At 49.0% G+C, this 17649-nt stretch carries 15 protein-coding genes and 1 tRNA gene; 6 read left to right on the top strand and 10 right to left on the bottom strand.

Annotated features, from left to right (window positions below; all coding sequences use genetic code 11):
- Positions 1 to 174: 174 nt before the first annotated feature.
- Positions 175 to 259, top strand: a tRNA-Ser gene (locus tag CIK99_RS12980).
- A gap of 240 nt (positions 260 to 499) precedes the next feature.
- Here CIK99_RS12980 and CIK99_RS15010 read toward each other — a convergent pair.
- From CIK99_RS15010 to CIK99_RS12945, 8 genes are all read right to left on the bottom strand, one after another.
- Positions 500 to 688, bottom strand: a complete 189-nt coding sequence (locus CIK99_RS15010) for a hypothetical protein (RefSeq protein ID WP_144008002.1) — start codon at positions 686 to 688, stop codon at positions 500 to 502.
- Positions 642 to 1367 (bottom strand): hypothetical protein, encoded by a 726-nt coding sequence (locus CIK99_RS12975; RefSeq protein ID WP_144008001.1) that lies wholly within the window; start codon positions 1365 to 1367, stop codon positions 642 to 644. Before CIK99_RS12975 ends, CIK99_RS15010 begins: the two co-directional genes overlap by 47 nt.
- 64 nt (positions 1368 to 1431) lie before the next feature.
- Positions 1432 to 1911, bottom strand: a complete 480-nt coding sequence (locus tag CIK99_RS12970) for a hypothetical protein (protein ID WP_144008000.1) — start codon at positions 1909 to 1911, stop codon at positions 1432 to 1434.
- A gap of 16 nt (positions 1912 to 1927) precedes the next feature.
- Positions 1928 to 2911 (bottom strand): hypothetical protein, encoded by a 984-nt coding sequence (locus tag CIK99_RS12965; protein WP_144007999.1) that lies wholly within the window; start codon positions 2909 to 2911, stop codon positions 1928 to 1930.
- Positions 2912 to 2927: 16 nt separating this feature from the next.
- The gene (locus tag CIK99_RS12960; protein WP_144007998.1) at positions 2928 to 3878 is read right to left on the bottom strand and encodes a DUF6175 family protein; all 951 of its coding nucleotides are present in this window, start codon (positions 3876 to 3878) and stop codon (positions 2928 to 2930) included.
- A 30-nt stretch (positions 3879 to 3908) separates the two neighbouring features.
- Positions 3909 to 4421 (bottom strand): hypothetical protein, encoded by a 513-nt coding sequence (locus CIK99_RS12955; protein WP_144007997.1) that lies wholly within the window; start codon positions 4419 to 4421, stop codon positions 3909 to 3911.
- A 62-nt stretch (positions 4422 to 4483) separates the two neighbouring features.
- Positions 4484 to 5896 carry a hypothetical protein gene (locus tag CIK99_RS12950; RefSeq protein WP_094381915.1) on the bottom strand — a complete coding sequence of 471 codons (1413 nt, stop codon included), beginning with the start codon at positions 5894 to 5896 and terminating at the stop codon, positions 4484 to 4486.
- A 14-nt stretch (positions 5897 to 5910) separates the two neighbouring features.
- On the bottom strand, positions 5911 to 6618 hold the full coding sequence (locus tag CIK99_RS12945) for a hypothetical protein (protein WP_094381914.1): 708 nt from the start codon (positions 6616 to 6618) through the stop codon (positions 5911 to 5913).
- 260 nt (positions 6619 to 6878) lie between these two features.
- On the opposite strand from CIK99_RS12945, the gene CIK99_RS12940 reads away from it, so the two are divergent.
- The 5 genes from CIK99_RS12940 to cydB all read left to right on the top strand — a co-directional run bounded on the left by CIK99_RS12940 (position 6879) and on the right by cydB (position 14447).
- Positions 6879 to 7994 carry an AraC family transcriptional regulator gene (locus CIK99_RS12940; RefSeq protein ID WP_094381913.1) on the top strand — a complete coding sequence of 372 codons (1116 nt, stop codon included), beginning with the start codon at positions 6879 to 6881 and terminating at the stop codon, positions 7992 to 7994.
- Positions 7995 to 8325: 331 nt separating this feature from the next.
- A complete protein-coding gene (locus CIK99_RS12935; protein WP_371591046.1) occupies positions 8326 to 11448 on the top strand; it encodes a glycoside hydrolase family 2 TIM barrel-domain containing protein in 3123 nt (1040 codons plus the stop codon).
- A complete protein-coding gene (locus CIK99_RS12930; protein ID WP_094381911.1) occupies positions 11445 to 11645 on the top strand; it encodes a DUF4492 domain-containing protein in 201 nt (66 codons plus the stop codon). The genes CIK99_RS12935 and CIK99_RS12930 overlap by 4 nt, the downstream gene beginning before the upstream one ends.
- Positions 11646 to 11658: 13 nt before the next feature.
- The gene (locus CIK99_RS12925) at positions 11659 to 13245 is read left to right on the top strand and encodes a cytochrome ubiquinol oxidase subunit I (RefSeq protein WP_094381910.1); all 1587 of its coding nucleotides are present in this window, start codon (positions 11659 to 11661) and stop codon (positions 13243 to 13245) included.
- A 56-nt stretch (positions 13246 to 13301) separates the two neighbouring features.
- Positions 13302 to 14447 (top strand): cytochrome d ubiquinol oxidase subunit II, encoded by a 1146-nt coding sequence (gene cydB, locus CIK99_RS12920; RefSeq protein WP_094381909.1) that lies wholly within the window; start codon positions 13302 to 13304, stop codon positions 14445 to 14447.
- Between the two features lie 380 nt (positions 14448 to 14827).
- Here cydB and CIK99_RS12915 read toward each other — a convergent pair whose 3' ends face one another.
- Positions 14828 to 16384, bottom strand: coding sequence for an OmpP1/FadL family transporter (locus CIK99_RS12915; RefSeq protein ID WP_094381908.1), 1557 nt, complete (start codon positions 16382 to 16384; stop codon positions 14828 to 14830).
- Between the two features lie 90 nt (positions 16385 to 16474).
- Positions 16475 to 17506, bottom strand: a complete 1032-nt coding sequence (locus CIK99_RS12910; protein WP_144007996.1) for a hypothetical protein — start codon at positions 17504 to 17506, stop codon at positions 16475 to 16477.
- Between the last annotated feature and the right edge of the window lie 143 nt (positions 17507 to 17649).

The following is a 17649-nucleotide window of genomic DNA, read 5'->3' as shown; positions in this document are numbered from 1 at the left end:
TACACATATTGCACGAAATAGCAAAGAAAACGCCGTAAAACATCACCTTTTGGGTGCATAAAAGGGCGGAAAATACACTTTTTGCGAAAAAAGTTGCCGAAAAATTTGGAGAATAGGAAAAAAGTCAGTACCTTTGCACCGCAATTGAGACACAACGCTGTTGTTCCTCTCAAAGGAGAGATGGTAGAGTGGTCGATTACAACGGTCTTGAAAACCGTCGTGCTGAGAGGCACCGGGGGTTCGAATCCCTCTCTCTCCGCTCCATAGTCTTATTAATTTTTAAAAGGGTAGGGTACAAAGCGTTGTACACCGCCCTTTTTTTTATTTCCAAGAATAATATCAACTACCAAATCCAAAATCATAAAAAATTGTAACATCATATCAAAATAGGGTGTGTCAAAAGAATCTGACACGCCCTATCGATTTTATCAATATTTACCATTCGACGATGACTTTCGTCATATATAAATAATGTGTATGAATTTTTATCTGTTTCTTCTCACTTCATGCTAATCCAATAGGCAACATAGAGTAGGGCACTTAGCAAGAGGGCGCAGATGAGGAAGGTGAGATAGGTCGTGGCGCGGCCATGCTCCTCGCGGAACTGACCTACGCCTCGACAGTAGTTTTTGTATTTTTTGTCATTCTTTCCACTCGTAAGTGTATGTGACCTCCATCCATTTGTCATAGATTGGAATAGTTTGACCACTTTTGACACTTATTATTAATTTTATTTTATCTCCCGCCTTTCTTCCCTCTGGCACATCACCGATAATCGTTGCCTCGCTTTCGTAGATGTCAGGTTCGTTGTTATTCATCTGTACGAGTGGCACGTTATAGCCTCCACACTTGTCCCATTCTCCTTCGGGAACACGAATCTTATTGCCATCTATTCTACAATCCACCCAGCACTCGCAATGGTAATAATGCCATTGTATATAATCATTATCATCATATTTAGCACCGTAATGTTTTGGCAGAGTTGCCTTGTTGTAGAGGGTTATTTTGCCACCGCCCTCAAGCTCCTGAGGTATTTGGGTGATTTCAAAACAGAACAGGTAATATCCTCCAGCCCATGCGCCACCACGCTCATCAACCGACTCGCCATAGTAGCCACTGAAGCTTGTTTTTTTAGCTACTACTTTCACACTATCGACTTTATAAACACTAATGGAATTATTAGCCATCCTGATATCTTCTTCTGTGATATCTGGAGCCAAAACATCCACTAATACCCATTTCGGGCCTTGAATCTGCGAAGGAGTATCTCCACCGTCCTCACCGCCATTCTCATTTTCGTCGTCTTCGGTAGTGCATGAGTACATTACCATCGACCCAAAAATCACTGTCGCAATTAGCAACATCATTTTAAAAAGATTTTTCATGTTAAAAAAAAATTGATGTTAATTAATAATTTGAGAAAATTGAAACTTATTTCAGGAGTCCATCGTTTTGGTAATGGCGTCGCAGTCTGTTCATGTCAACCTCGAGAATGACACCGAGGTTTACACGCTCACTGCTGCCGAATCCCTTCATCTTTTTAACTTTTTGCACAACTTGCACATATTTGCGATAGTCTCTCAGGAAGAAGTCGTCGAAATAGTTTTGATTGTCGAGTTTTACATTAGGATTACTGAAGATGGGTGGCACGTTCCTTGTGCCATTGCCATTTACGATTCCCTTGAATGTAACCTCGTTGACAGCATTGCGCATAGCCTGGTCGATGGCATCGTCTTCGTTGATGCCGTTTCCATACACTTTGAGGGTGAGATGACCGTCCAAGTCGTTTTTCACAACCTCTGTTTCAAGCTGCCGATAGGCAGACGTTGAAGTGTAGATTTTGGGACCACAAGAAGTAAACATTATTCCTGCTGCGGTCAAGCAAAGAAGTTTTAATATTATTTTTTTCATATCGTTTATATTTTTATTACCATCTCCGATAGTAGTTGTTTATCTGAACCTTACGGCGGGCATAAGCCACGGCGACATCACGACAAGCGGCAATGCGCGCCTTCTCTACTGCAGCAACAGTGGCCAAGCGGCGTTTCTCTATGTCGGCAGCGGTGTCCATCCGACGACGCTCCATAGAGAGCTGCGCTTTCTCCATTGCTTTCTGGTCTTGGTAGTCGCGCTCGTTGATGGCCTTGACACGAGTCTCCACGCGTTTGATGAGAGCCTGTGCCTTGGGATAGCAGGCAGCGTCGGGCTCAATCCTGCTGAGGGTTGCCATGACTGCTGCCGCATTCTCAGGATAAGGATTTGCCGCCCACATTGCCTCCGCAACCGTGAGGATGCGTGCCGCGTCGTGGTCGAGGTTTGCCTCATAGACAGTGTTCATCATCTTGAGGGCTTCGGGAAAGTGAGAACATTCCTGGGGAATCTGTGTCAGTTCGAAGAGGGCAGCTTCCCAGTTGTGGTTTGTTATCAAGGTGCGAGCCTTCATGATGATGCCACGGCCGTTTTTCTCATAGTAGTCAATGATGCGAAACTTTGCCTCGTTGACAAGATCCCTGAGTTGAGGACCACCCTTGATGTTCTTCAACGCAGAAGTCATTGCCTGGCCTTCAGTGTTGCCGATGCCTGAACATTCCACGGAAGTGGATCCGAAGCAGGCGTTCGCCACATTGTCGCCGATAGTGAATGTGACTTCAAGAGTCTGTATGAGCTTCGTCCCCGACACTTCGCGTTGCAAGGCGGCGACTTTGCATCCGAGCACAAACCGTCCGCCATAGCCACTCTCTGCTCCACAGCTCGAAATGACATTGCGCAGACGTCCTTCCACGATAGCCTTGTTATTGTCTGTAAGACCGCCGATTGTGGAGTCGAAACATGGAGACAGCATAATCTGTGCTGACAACGGTAGCGCCGAGAAAGACGCAAATGCCAATGAAAAGATTTTCTTTATGTTCATATTTTTTCCGTTTCTTTTATTCAACGCCTATAAGGAAGTTGGCACGACCGAGGGTATTGCCTTGTCCCTTTCCTATCTTAATGCCGGTCTCTGCCTTGAACTTCTTGCGGATTCCCTTTGCCCATGTGTCTGCTTCGATAGGCATCATGTCTTCATCGAGGAATGGGATGCGGACATTTTTGAACTCACACATCTTCTTTGTCTGACGACCTTTCTTCGCAGCTCGGTTTACGGCATTCTTGCGTATCCAGTTGTAGAGAAAGTCGCTGTAAGTGTCGTCGTCGTCACCTATCTCATCGCGGAGAAGGTCGATGCCGGCACCGTCGGCGGCACGGAAGACAACAGTGATCTGACGTCCATTGTCGCGAAGGTCCTGAAAGTATGTAACCATCTGCTCACAAAATTCATCCATCTTTCCTACTACCAGCTTACGGAAAGCAAGATCCAACGGGTCCATAGTTCCCTCCACGATACCTTCGCACGAAGAAATCTGGTCGTTGCAGTAAGCATCGACAGCCTTCATGCGGAAAGAGATATTTTTTCGTGGACCGAAAGGAGTGACAGAGAAGTCGATGTCCACACGGATGTCAGGGCGAGCCTGTTGCAGGAGTTCGTCCATGGCGCCCTTGTCAAAGCCGTCGCCATCCATTCTGTTTGCCATCTCTTCGGCGCGTTCACGCTTCATGTCCTTCAGTAGATTCTGGAGGTCTTCGTGCTGGAAACCTCTTTCCGCCAGAACCTTCTGCACGACCTGAACTGCTGTGGTGATTTCGCGGTTCTTCACGAAAGCGTCACCATAGTTTGGCAAATACTCTGTCTCGCCGTCGTTGTTGAAGGTGCGCATATAACCATTGTCGTTCATCCATGAATCGTCAGGGAATACGATGATGGTAGGCATAGTGGCCGTCTGTGCATAAGCTACCAAAGTCATTATGCAGGCAAATGCTGCAAGGAAAAACTTTTTCATATTTTTTGGATTTTATGAGTTTAAGTTGAGTTAGAATTTGAACAGACTTCTCACACCCTTGGTGATACCGTCTTTTTCAAGACGCTTGCGAAGGGCGGAGAGATTGACCTGAACGAGGAGACCGACCTTATAGTCTTTCTTCATCTTCACCACATCGCCGGCCTGCTGTGCGCCCTTGCTTGCTGGCTGGATAAACTGGAGATAGTCGCCGCTGGCGAAGAAAGCGTCGAAATAGTCGTGATGGCTCTCGTAGCCATCGGGGACGAGGGCAGAGACGCTACCTTGCGTACCCATGTCTTCAGATGTCAAGCCGCGGAAGAGAATTCCGTGAATGGCATTACGCATACAAATCTTTTCTGTGAGATCGCTCTTCTTTCCAAAACTCCAAACCTTGAAAATCTTATGTCCTGAAGTAGCGGAATTGCCTTCCTGAACCACAGACAGTTCATAGTTGTAGGGAACGACACGTTCCTTTCCGTTGGCATTGATTGAAACACCTAACGACAACAGTGCTGAGAAGATTAAGACAAAAATTCTATTCATATTGTTTCTTTTTTAAAGTGATAGTTCTGTTTTACCTTTCTTTGGAAGTCCAGCGGAGATCATTACTTCCCTGCCAGCCTTATCAGGTTTCCTTCGCCTAACTTTCCTACCTTGCCTTCAAAGAAAGTGCATTTGAGACTGCTGTTGCCAGCCTGTTCCTCCTTCTTGTCGTAAGCCCTGCCTTCTATAGGCTGTCCAGCACCTTCGCTGTTGTCCCAAAGACCCTTTTTCGCCACCTTTATCTTGCCTACTGGCTTCCAGTCTGTCATGTTTGGGTCTTTCTCCGACACTACAGCCTCGAAGACATCAAATTTGTCGCCTTCCTTGATGCCTTCCTTAGTGCCGATATATGCGGCGAGTTTGCCGTCGATGACATGGAGCGAGCTCATGGGACGGAACTCCTCGTAGTCGCGCTGAAGGGCGGCAAAAGCCGCGTCGGTGCTGCGCACCACCGCGCGTCGGAGGAGCTCGGCATCATTGGCGTCGCGCTTCATGGAAAGAGATGCCGGCACACGTTTGCCCGACCTTCCCACATATATTAATTTATAATTAGATGTGTCGAAGAACTTCTTCGGGTCGTTCCACTTGTTGGTGTAGAAATCGTTGTAGAGGTCGTTGTTCCATTCCAGTCGGAACAGATATGCCACGACGCTGACGAAATAACCCTTTAGCGACGATGCAGCTGCCTCGATGGCACCTTTCAGTGCTGCCGACACTAAGATATTGTCAGACTTTTCGAGTTGCCGTTTCAGAGGAGCAATGAAAGTGGCATTAAACTCCTCGGCATTGGCGTAGTAGTATCTTGTCACGCAGACGTAAGTATTGTTGAGCAACTTGTTTTCCGAGCCAGCCACGATGTTTGTTAGGTTTTCACCCGCCTTAGCATTAGCCTTTGCTTCCTCGCTCAGTCCTCTGAGACCCAGTTCCATGATGGTGGATAGATTCTCGTCGAAATCAGCCACACCTTCCTTTGTGCCCGGTTTGTTGTGCCATTTCGCCACGAGTTTGTTGGCAAAGGCATGCTCGATAAAATACTTTACGAGGGTACCGGCATATATCTCCTCAGGAACGGTGTCGGGATTTAGCCCCAGGTCGTTCATGGTCTTTATCACCTGGTCGTTAGCCTTTTTATAGTCCTCGCTTGGGATAATGAAAGGCTTGTCGGTCTTGTTGTAAGCATTCAGAGCCTCATATTCCGAGTCTTGTATTTTTGGCATGTTGGCAAAGTCAAGATGACGTTCCGAGAGTGAGAAGTTGTTGTATCGCTCGTATCTTACTCCAAAGTCGATGCCGTCGTAAATCTTGTTGATGTCGTCGTAGGCAATATTGTATTTAGGATTGTCGGGAGGACAGTCCAGCTTGATCATATACAGCGAGTTGCGTATATATTTTGAGTCAGGGTCGTTGCCCTGAGCCATACCCTTAGGCGTGGCAGCCATCAGAGCCATTGTGATGAGTATTAGCGTTTTGTTCATAATATAATATAGTTTTATTTGTTGCCAAAGAAGATGAGTTCCGCAAGATAAAGATCCTGAAACAGTATGCCCTGATACTTGCCAGAAGCCTTGACGATGAGAGTCTCGATGTCGCGAGTCTCCGGGGCGGCGAAGTCAAACCGCAGAGTCTGCGACGGGTGTCTGTTGCTCAGCGTGAAAGAGCCAATAAATGTCGTCTCGCCCTTTGCATCCTTCTTGCTTATGGTTAACCGCCTCACTCTCGCATTGTCTTCCCATGCGCCCATCTCACCCCAGTTACCGTTCCATACTACGATATGGTCGAGTCGTCGGCAAGGCATCCTGAACACGAAAGTGCCGCTGCTGCCCTGATACGATTCCAGACCCCAGGCTGTCGCTCTGTTGCCGTCGATAACATTGCGCGGATAGTATGATTCAAATGTATTAGCCACCATACAGGCAGGACCCTTGATCAACGACGGTCTCAGTCTTACGACAGGCTCATCCTTCAACGGATCGGCTGTCTCTTGGGGTATGGAGTCTTCCTTTGCCATTGTCCCAGCCAACGAGTCAACAGCTTCTTGAGAAGCGACCGCGCCACTGTCAGCCTTTTCCACAGCCGCCTCTTCTTTAGCCTTCGTCTCATTCATGTCTTTTATCCACATTATGCTGACGCCGCCAAGCAAGGCGATCAAGATCAGAGTGAGCCAATTCTTCTTAAAAAAGTTGTTCCCGTTGTCCATAAATCTGAGTTTTTGCTGTTAATATTCTTTGGCAAATGTAGAAAGAATCCTCTATAGTACAAAAACAAAGCGTATAAATCGACTCTCAAATCGTACATTTTGACTCCCAAATCATACAAATCGACTCTCAAAGCGTACATTAACTTGATAATCAGTGTATTGTTTAAACGCTATTTTCATGGCTTTTATGTGGCTAAATTGAGAAAAAATCATTAAATTTGCACCCGATTAGTAATCACATCAACAAAAAAAAGCAAAAAATGTATCGGACACTGTTAAGTTTCATACCGTTTTTCGTGTGTCTATTCTGGTTCATCACCTTTATAACACACTATAGGAAGTGCGACAGAGCCAAAAGAATCCTGACCTGGTTTCTGGCCACATGTGTCGTCCTCTACTTATGCCATGGGCTTTACTTCACCGTCGGACTGTCACACCCGATGGAGTGCCTTTGGACACTCTGTTCGATGTCGGTATATCCGCTGTATTACGTTTATATCTGCAACTTGGTTTCCCACCCCAATGCGCCAATGAAACTCTTTCTCTTCCTTCTTCCGGGAATCATTGTGGCAGTAGCAAAACTCCTCTTTCCAGACGTAGCGGTGGATAGCGCACGCCAACTGATCTTCGCCATCCAGGTGTTTGTCGTCATATATTTCGGCTTTCGCAAGCTCCATACTTTCGACAGGGAGATAGCCAATGTGTATGCCGATACTGAAGGTAGAGACACCACGGCAGTAAAGCATCTGCTCATCGCCTTCGTGATCACATCCTTTCTCTCAGCCGTGGCAAATGCTTTGGGCAAACAATATTTTGCACAGAGCGACTTGATGGTGATAGTGGCTCTCACCCCATTCTCCATCATGCTCTTTGCGTTGAGCTACATAGGCTTTACCCGCGATTTCTCCTTCGAGCAGTTTGTTGAAGACAGCAATGAATGTGTCGAGCAGCCTTCAGGAGACACACATGAAATAGAGGAAAGAAAGATAGAAAACACTATCGACCAAGTCATTGTTGCCAAGCAACTCTATCTCACTCTAAACCTTAAGATAGGAGATGTGGCGAAAGCTACCGGCATTTGCCGTACATACATCTCCAAATACATAAACCAAACAAAAGGCATGTCCTTCTCCGACTATATTAACAGTCTAAGAGTAGAACATGCCAAAACTCTCTTGTCACACGACATCGAAACCATTAAGATCTTCTCCATCGCCACCCAGTCTGGTTTCTCAAGCGAGCAGTCTTTCTACCGCAATTTTTTCAAGTTTACCGGTATGAAACCTTTGGAGTGGGCAAGAGAAAGGGCTAACGAGACTTATAGTCAAAAAGCATTGATCGTGACTGTCTCGGAAGAGAAGCTGATGCAGCTATGACCAGTTGATGTTATATAATGCTTGCCGTCTGTGCGCAGCCCCCGCCGTTGTAGGGGCTTTACTTTATGTAAGACCTAAACCCCCGAATATGTATTTCCGAATATGTATTTCCGTTGTGTGTTCGCGGCGGTTGTCGCGGCGGGCGTTGGCGCAACTCATTGACGACGCAGACAAGAAAACTTGTAGGAGAGAGAAAATGCCGAATATTTTGAAAAAATATTTTGTTTTCCTTTGCGTTGTTGAAAATAATCGCTATATTTGCACCGAATTTCAGCTAAAGACATTATATGAACAATAATCAATAACAATATTACAAAAACATATTATCATGATCAAAAAACTATTCATTACACTTCTCCTCGGGTGTATGGCGACAGCAGACATGGCAGCACAGAAAGCCATGGCATGGAACACGCCCGAACTGAACCAAGAAAACCGAGAAGCACGACGAGCCAACTTCTTTGCCTACGAAAACGAACGTCTCGCAGAAAAAGGCGACAAGAAAGCATCGGCACGCTATATGTCGATGGAAGGAATGTGGAAATTCAACTTCGTAAAAAATCATAACGAACGTCCAGCAGACTTCTTCAAACCGCAGTATGACGACTCGAAATGGGTGGACTTCCCAGTGCCCGGACTGTTTGAGATACACGGCTATGGCGACAAGATATACCGCAATGTGGGCTACTCGTGGGCCACTACGTTTAAGAGCAATCCGCCATACATCAGCGAACAAGACAACTATACGGGATCGTACCGACGCGAGTTTACGCTTCCAGAGTCGTGGACAGGACAAGACGTGTTCTTCCACGTGGGGTCAGCCACAAGCAACCTCACGCTGTGGGTGAACGGAAAGTATGTGGGATATAGCGAGGACTCGAAGATAGCAGCAGAGTTTAACATCACTAAATACCTGAAGAAAGGCAAAAACCTCATAGCCATGCAGGTGATGAGATGGTGCGACGGCTCGTATCTCGAAGACCAGGACTTCTGGCGCTTCACAGGCATAGCTCGCGAGGTGTATCTCTACAGCCGCAACAAGACACGCATAGCAGACATATCGCTCAATGCCGACCTCACAAACGGATATAAGGACGGACTGCTGACATACGACATACCCCTCGCAGGCGACAAGAAAGCCACCGTCAGCCTCACGCTGAAGGACGCCGAGGGAAAGACAGTCTTGACGTCAGAACTGCCCACGATGTCGCCACATCCGCGCGGAGCGATGGAAGTGAAGGGCGTGAAGACATGGTCGGCCGAGACACCATATCTATATACACTCGACATAACGCTGAAAAAGGGCGGCAACGCCATAGAGACAGTATCGAAGAAAGTGGGATTCCGCAAGGTGGAGATAAAGGGCGGACAGCTGCTCGTCAACGGACAGCCAGTACTCATCAAGGGTGCCGACCGTCATGAGCTCGACCCCGACGGAGGCTATGTGGTGAGCATAGAACGCATGATAGAGGACATAAAGATAATGAAGCAGCTCAATATCAACGCCGTCCGCACTTGTCACTATCCCGACGACCCGCGATGGTATGACCTCTGCGACCAGTATGGCATCTACGTGACGGCAGAAGCCAACGTAGAGTCGCACGGAATGGGATACGGCGAACACACCCTTGCCAAGAACCCACGCTACGAACTGGCACACATGGAGCGCAACCAGGCCAATGTGCTCACGCTGCGCAATCATCCCTCGATCATCGTATGGAGCCTTGGTAACGAAGCCGGCTATGGCATCAACTTCGAGAGGGCTTACGACTGGGTGAAGGCCACCGACCCCACACGTCCTTGTCAGTATGAGCAGGCACGACACGACGGCAAGACCGACATCTTCTGCCCTATGTACTACGACTATGGAGGATGCGAGAAATACGCTCAGGGCAACAACCCTCGTCCACTCATACAGTGCGAGTATGCACATGCCATGGGCAACTCTATGGGCGGTTTCAAGGAATACTGGGACCTCGTAAGGAAATACCCGAAATATCAGGGAGGATATATCTGGGACTTCGTTGACCAGGGACTGCGCGACAAGAGTCCTGTCACTGGCCGACAGATCTTCACCTACGGAGGCGACTACGGACGCTATCCTGCCAGCGACTACAACTTCAACTGCAACGGCATCATCGCCCCCGACCGTCGTCTTAACCCACATGCCCACGAGGTGGCATACTTCTACCAGAACCTGTGGATAGAGAATGTGGATGTGAAGGCAGGGAAGTTTACGGTGTATAACGAGAACTTCTTCCGCAATACCGACTACGCGCTACTCGACATCTGCGTGACGGTCAACGGAAAGTCCAACTTCAGCATGGGACAGCAGAACATAGACGGAATAGCACCACAGCAGCGCAAGACCTTCACCAAACCTCTCCTTGCCGAAAAGGTGAAGCAGCTGATGGAAGAGAATCCCGATGCCGACGTGGCTGTGAACTTCGTGTTCAAGTCGAAACACGGTGAGCCTCTCGTAGAGAAGAACCAGACAATGGCAAAATACCAGTTCATGGCACAGGAATATAAGTTTGACGACCTCAGTGCCACCGTAGAGGGAGAGCTGCCACGACTCACCGAGACCGAGGCATACATAAAGATGGAAGCAGCGGGAATGGCGGTGACCATTGGCAAATGGTCGGGGTGGATAGACTACCTCGACGTCAACGGAAAGGAGATGCTCATCGACCGCGAATCGATAACTCCCGAGTTCTGGAGAGCACCCACAGACAACGACTACGGCGCACGACTGCAGCAGCACTTCGCCGCATGGAAGAACCCAGGATACAGAGTGAAGGAGATATGCCATGAGACCGACGGCAACAACCGCGTGGTGAAGGTGGCGCTGACGATGGATGCCGTCAAGGGCGACCTCGAGATGCGATACACGCTGCGTCCTGACGGCACACTCCTCGTAGAGCAGGACTTCGACGCCGACAAGACAGAGAAAGGACCGGAGATGTTCCGCTTCGGCATGCAGATGCAGATGCCAGAGCGTTTCAACCATATAGAATATCACGGACGTGGACCGGTGGAGAACTATGCCGACAGAAAGTCGAGCGAGTTTATCGGTACATACGAGGCCGACGTGAAGGACGAGTACTACGAATACATACGTCCGCAGGAGAGCGGCAACCACACCGACATACGCACCTTCTCCGTCGTTGACAAGACCACAGGCGAGGGCCTCACGTTCTACGGCGACGCACCTATGGAGTGCTCGGCACTGAACTACCTCGTGGAAGACCTCGACGACGGCATGCACAAGGACAAGAAGTGGGGACACCACAGCGGCGACCTCGTGCCACGCAAGCTCACACAGGTACATGTGCAGAAACGACAGATGGGCCTCGCCTGTGTCAACAGCTGGGGAGCATGGCCGCTGAAGCCATACCGTCTGCCTTATGGAGACTATAACTTCAAGTTCGCAATAAAGGCTTACAAGCGATGACAATAAAATCAGTCATACGGTTCTATGCCGACGGATTCCGCAACATGCGGTGGGGAAAGACGCTATGGATAGTGATACTCGTGAAGCTGTTCATCATCTTCGCCATACTGAAGGTGTTCTTCTTTCCCAACCATATCAGCGAGAATGCTGAGAAAGGCCATGAGGCGGAGTTCGTAGCCGACGAGATACTTAAATAAAAACTATAATATTATGACACAATTACTATTAAACATCGAACCCTCAACGGTGGATTGGGCAAGGGCGCAGTTCGCGCTTACAGCCATCTACCACTGGCTCTTCGTGCCCTTGACATTAGGCTTGGCCTTGGTGATGGGCATCATGGAGACGTGCTATTTCCGCACGAAAAACGAGTTTTGGAAACGTACGGCAATGTTCTGGCAGAAGCTCTTCGGCATCAACTTTGCCATGGGCGTAGCCACAGGCATCATCCTCGAGTTTCAGTTTGGCACCAACTGGAGCAACTACTCGTGGTTTGTAGGCGACATCTTCGGCGCACCGCTTGCCGTGGAAGGCATCGTGGCATTTTTCATGGAGTCAACATTCGTGGCCATCATGTTCTTCGGATGGAAGAAAGTGTCGCGGGGCGTACACCTTGCCTCCACATGGCTCACAGGCCTTGGAGCAACCTTCTCAGCATGGTGGATACTGGTGGCCAACTCGTGGATGCAGTATCCGGTAGGATGCGAGTTCAATCCTGACACGATGCGCAACGAGATGGTATCGTTTGCCGAGGTGGCACTCTCGCCCTTCGCCGTCAACAAGTTCTGCCATACCGTCACCTCGGCGTGGATTATCGGCGCCCTGTTCACAGTGGCAGTAGGTTGCTATTACCTCTTGCGCCAACGTGAGAAGCAGATGTCAATAAAGAGCATACGCGTGGGATCAATAGTGGGAATGGCTGGCATTCTCCTCGCCATGCACACAGGCGACGGATCAGCATACCAGGTGGCTCAAGTGCAGCCGATGAAGCTCGCTGCCATGGAGGCTCTCTATAACGGAGGCGAACAGCAGGGACTGACCGCCATCGCCTTGGTCAACCCCTTCGCACAGCCCGACTATGCCAACGAGGAAGCGCCAGCGTTGAAGATAGACATTCCTTATGCCCTCTCGTTCCTCGCAACGCGCGACATCGACGGATATGTGCCTGGCGTCAACGACATCCTCAAAGGTGGTTACAAGACTGCCGATGGCAACATAGAGCCTTCTGTTGACGAGAAGATAGCCAGCGGAAAGACTGCGATCTCATCGCTGAAAGACTATCGTCAGCTCAAGAGCACGCTGAAGGGAAAGGAAGCTGACGCCGCACAGCAGTCGAAGCTCGACTCACTGAGACGGTCTATCGACGACAACATGAAGTATTTTGGTTATGGCTATGTCACTGACAAGGCTTCGCTCGTGCCTTATATCCCGTTGTGCTTCTATGCCTTCCGCGTGATGGTGGGCTTGGGCACACTCTTCCTGCTGTTCTTCGCCCTCAGCCTCTTCCTGTCTTATAAGCGCGACCTGTCGGAGGCGAAGTTCAAGTGGTTCCATGTAGCAGCCATCGCCCTTGTGCCGTTAGGCTATATCTGCAGCGAGTCTGGTTGGCTTGTGGCAGAGTTCGGCCGTCAGCCATGGGCCATCCAGGACATGATGCCCACATGGGCCGGCATAAGCAATGTAGGGTCGGGTAGTATAGCCCTGACGTTCTTCATCTTCCTTGCCCTTTTCACCACTCTTCTTGCCGTGGAGCTCAGCATCATGTTCAAGGCGATAAAGAAAGGTCCGGAGGAATAATCGTCGGCGTGTGTATATAAAGGACAAGATTTTATAACTTATACATCTATATTATTATGACATACGAATGTTTGCAACAATACTGGTGGTTCCTTGTTTCGCTATTAGGAGCCTTGTTAGTCTTCCTGATGTTTGTCCAGGGAGCTAACTCGATGATCTTTTCCCTTGGTGCCAACGACGTGGAACGCAGGCTGATAGTCAATTCCACGGGTAGGAAGTGGGAGTTTACGTTCACCACCCTTGTCACCTTCGGTGGCGCGTTTTTCGCATCTTTCCCGTTGTTCTACAGCACGAGTTTCGGCGGAGCCTATTGGCTGTGGATGATCATCCTTTTCTCGTTTGTGCTTCAGGCCGTGAGCTATGAGTTTCAGAACAAACTCGGCAATCTGCTCGGAGCTCGCACGTTCCAGTGGTGTCTTATTGCCAACGGCATCCTAGGGCCATTGCTTCTTGGCGGTGCTGTAGCCACGTTCTTCAATGGCTCAAACTTCATCGTCTCGAAAGACAATATGCTCGATGGCGGCTTGCAGCCAGTGATAAGCAGTTGGGCTAATGCCAGTCATGGTCTCGACGCCCTTCTCGATCCGTGGAACCTTATCCTCGGCCTGGCAGTCTTTTTCCTTGCCCGCGTCCTTGGCATACTGTATATCATAAACAATGTCAACGACGAGAACATACGTTGTCGTGGCAGTGTGCGTCTGGTAGGTACTGCTGTGCCTTTCGTCATCCTCTTCGTGGCTTTCGTCGTGCGTCTTGTGTTGAAAGACGGTTATGCTTACGACCCCATCACTGGAGTGATCTCGATGGAGCCGATGAAATACTTGCATAACCTCTGCGACATGTGGTATGTGACGATAGTGTTGGTGGTTGGCGTGGTAGCGGTACTTTATGGCATCATCCGCACCATTGTCAGCAAGACATACATCGCTGGCATCTGGCCTGCTGGCATAGGCACTGTGCTCACCGTGCTTGCGCTGTTGCTCTGTGCGGGATGGAACAATACGGCGTTCTATCCCTCCAATGCCGACCTTCAGAGTTCACTCACCATAGTCAACAGCTGCAGCAGCGAGTTTACGCTTCAGGTGATGTCGGTAGTGAGTATCCTTGTCCCCTTTGTCCTTGCCTATATCATCTACGCATGGTATTCCATCGACAAGAAGAAGCTCGACAAGGAAGAGCTCCTTACCGACGAGGCATATTGATTCTCAAGTGATACACATAACGAAAGCCAGGCCATCCTCACGGACAGCCCGGCTTTCTTATGCCCCTCGCAAAGGGTGGGAGTCTTCAATTAATCACCACTGTTGTTATTGTCCAATGACTACTGTAATAATTGTCCAATGACTACTGTAATAATTGTATCACATAGCCTATTGTAATTTACTTAGAACACGTTTCTGTTTTATGTTCCGCAGTGGTGAACGTACATTCCGCAGTGGTGAACGTACGTTCCGCAGTGGTGAACGTACGTTCCGCACTGCGGAACATAAAACCAATACGTGTTCTAAGCAAATAATGATATGGCTGTCGTTAAAACATACATATAACTGCCCTTACACATGTGTAACTTCAATTTCCAACATCAAAACGTGTATCCGAGTGTCATCATGAGCTGATGGCGTTTGTCGCTCACTTTGCATGTCTGTGGAGCGTTGGGATATTTTTTGTCATTCCAGTCGAAGTAGGGCGAGAAGGTGCCGTCTGTGGTAGAATATTGATAAGCTAAATCCACGTTAAAGCGGTCGAAGCGATAGCCGACACCAGCGGTGATGCGGTATGTGGCATCCCAGTTGGTGAAAGCCGTACCGGTCAGTGCGTTGCCTACAGAGTTGACGTCGCCGTCTTTCACTGCGTTATCCTTATACATTGGCGACACATAGTTGAATCCTAATCTCACGGCGAGATTATCCTCTGGTTTCATCTCTGCGCCAAGTTTCAGCGTGGAAACAGCCTGGAGAGTGTTCTCGGTGTGGTGGTTCATTTGGTAGTCGCTCGTGGTTGTGGCATAGCCGTAGTAGTCATATCCGTCGATGTATCTCGTATCGGTCCTGCCATAGTGGGCATACTCGTAAGAGGCGCCGAGGGCGAGATAGTTGCCAATGGTGTGTCCGATGCTTGCGCTGAATTTCCATGGCGAGTTGAGGCGGAAGTCGTGGTCGTATTCCACATATCCGTTGTCGCTATATACGACGGTGTTGTCCTTTGCGTCCTCGATCTCGTAATTGAGCTGTGTGTAATTGTTTATCTTCAGGTCGTAGAACGTAGGAGTGGCGACAGCGAAGCCTATGCGGAACGGACTCTCTTCCACCGGACGGAAGATGATGCCCGCCTTGAAGTCGAAGCCCGAACCTGTGATGCGGTTTTCCTCAATGGTGTTGATCATATCGAAGCCGTTTTGTCCCAGTTCGGCGTAGTCGAGCACTGAGTTGAAGTGAACGTCGTGTACGCCGATGGTAAGTCCGAGATACACACGGTCGTTGATATTGCCCGACACGTTGAAGTCGTATCGACCCACATATCCCGTCTGATGCTGTCTCATGTCGTAGGCTGCCATGGGGTAATACGTCCAGTAGCCTCCATCGTCGTCAACTCCATAGTTCATGAGGTTGCTGTAAAGATAGTCGAGTTGCGTGAACTTCAGACTCTTGGAAGTGATGTCACTTGTGTTTGGATCCAAGTCAAACACATTGTTATATCCCTTGTTGGCGGTGACGAGGTTTTGTGAACCGCCGTTGGTAGAGCCTGAAGGGTTTGTGATGAGGTTGAAGTCGCGTTCCTTGGTATAGTTGAATGCCACGTTAAGAAACGAGCTTCGTCCTGTTCGCATGCTATAGACGAATCCTGCCTGGTCGAACGACATGTGGGTCTTGTTCCAGTTGTCGATGCTGGGTGCATCCTGTTGTGTTATCACGCCGAAGCTGACGTTAGCCGTAGAGTGGCGGAACATGCCGATGCCAGCGGGGTTTGAGCTGATGGTAGAGATGTCGGCTCCGAGAGCCTCCATGGCACCACCCATACCCACGTAGCGAGCCGTACCTGTGAGTTCTGGTTTCAGCAAGTTGGCGTTTAAGTAAGTCTCCTGAGCATTGGCAGCCGCTATGGCTCCGAATGCCATAAGTGTGAATATTATTTTTTTCATGATAGTCTATAAATGAGTGATTTGCACAATTAAAAAATACTTGTGATTTGCACAATTGAAAAATACTTGTTATTTACTGGAAAAATGTTTTTATCTTCCCATGCGTACACCGTTGCCAGAGCCTCTTACGCTTCCGCCAGAGCTCCTTGTGCCACCCGACCTGCTGCCGCCTCCAAACGAGCCGCTGCCTGAAGAGCTGCCCCACGAGCGGTTGCTGTTATTGTTCCACGACGACGACTGTCGGTTGCTCTCAATTCTCTGTCCGTTGTTGCGTGTGTTGTTATAGCGCTGGTTGTTGCTGAAGCGCGAACGGTCCATGGTAGAGCCCCACGAGCTGGTAGAATAGCGTCGGAAGCTGTTGTTGACCATGCGGTCGCGGTCGGCCACTCCGCTGCCCACCCTGCGTATGCTCGAACGGTCGTAGCGGTTGGCTGTGAAGCGTTCGGGGGCAGTGGTGTGATGTCCACCTCCGCCCACATAGATAGGATAGTAAGGATAATAGCCGCCATACCACGAGTAGTACCATGGGTCGTACCATCCGCCATGCCATCCGTACCAGTTGCCATACCATCCGCCGTACCATCCGCCGTACCACGACGAGTGGAGCCATGGGTCGTACCATCCGCCGTACCACGACGAGTAGTACCATGGGTCGTAGAACGAGCTCCATCCATACCATCGGTTGAAGCGTCCGTCGTTATATCCATTCCAGTAGGCGTTGCTCACCTCGTAGTTGTCCCAACGGCTCATGTTGCGTGTGTATTTGTAGTCGTTGTCAGACTGCATGCGAGCGTTGTCCTTGGGATAGACGCCCTTCTCGGCTATGAAGACGATGGTGTCTCCCACCAATGTGTCTGTCACTAACGTGTCGTTGTCTGCAAGCGAGTTGCCAGCGAGAAGAGCGTCGTCGCTGATCACCTCAACCTTGCTTTTCAGTCGTCGGTTATATTCGTCCACGTCTCTTTTGCTGCCACAGTAGTAAGTGTCCTTTGGCATGCCATACTTCTCGGCAGATTTCTTGACGTTAGATTTCGTCGGGACGAAATACATATCGTCCTGAGCTGTTGCCGTCAGAGGCATCAGCATCAGAGCTGTTAATGTGGTCAATAATAATCTTTTCATATATACTCCTTTTTTTAGAATTCCGTTTATTATTTTTCTAATACTGTGTGTGTATTATTTCAGACATTGTCTGCACTATATATATAATAATATGTGTACTGCTGTTTGATAAACGAGTACTTTTTTATTATTTTGCGTTTTCT

The organism is Prevotella sp. P5-92 (assembly GCF_002251245.1).
GTDB lineage: Bacteria > Bacteroidota > Bacteroidia > Bacteroidales > Bacteroidaceae > Prevotella.
The sequence above is the reverse complement of the archived record's forward strand: the minus strand, read 5'-3'. Positions and strand labels throughout refer to the sequence as shown.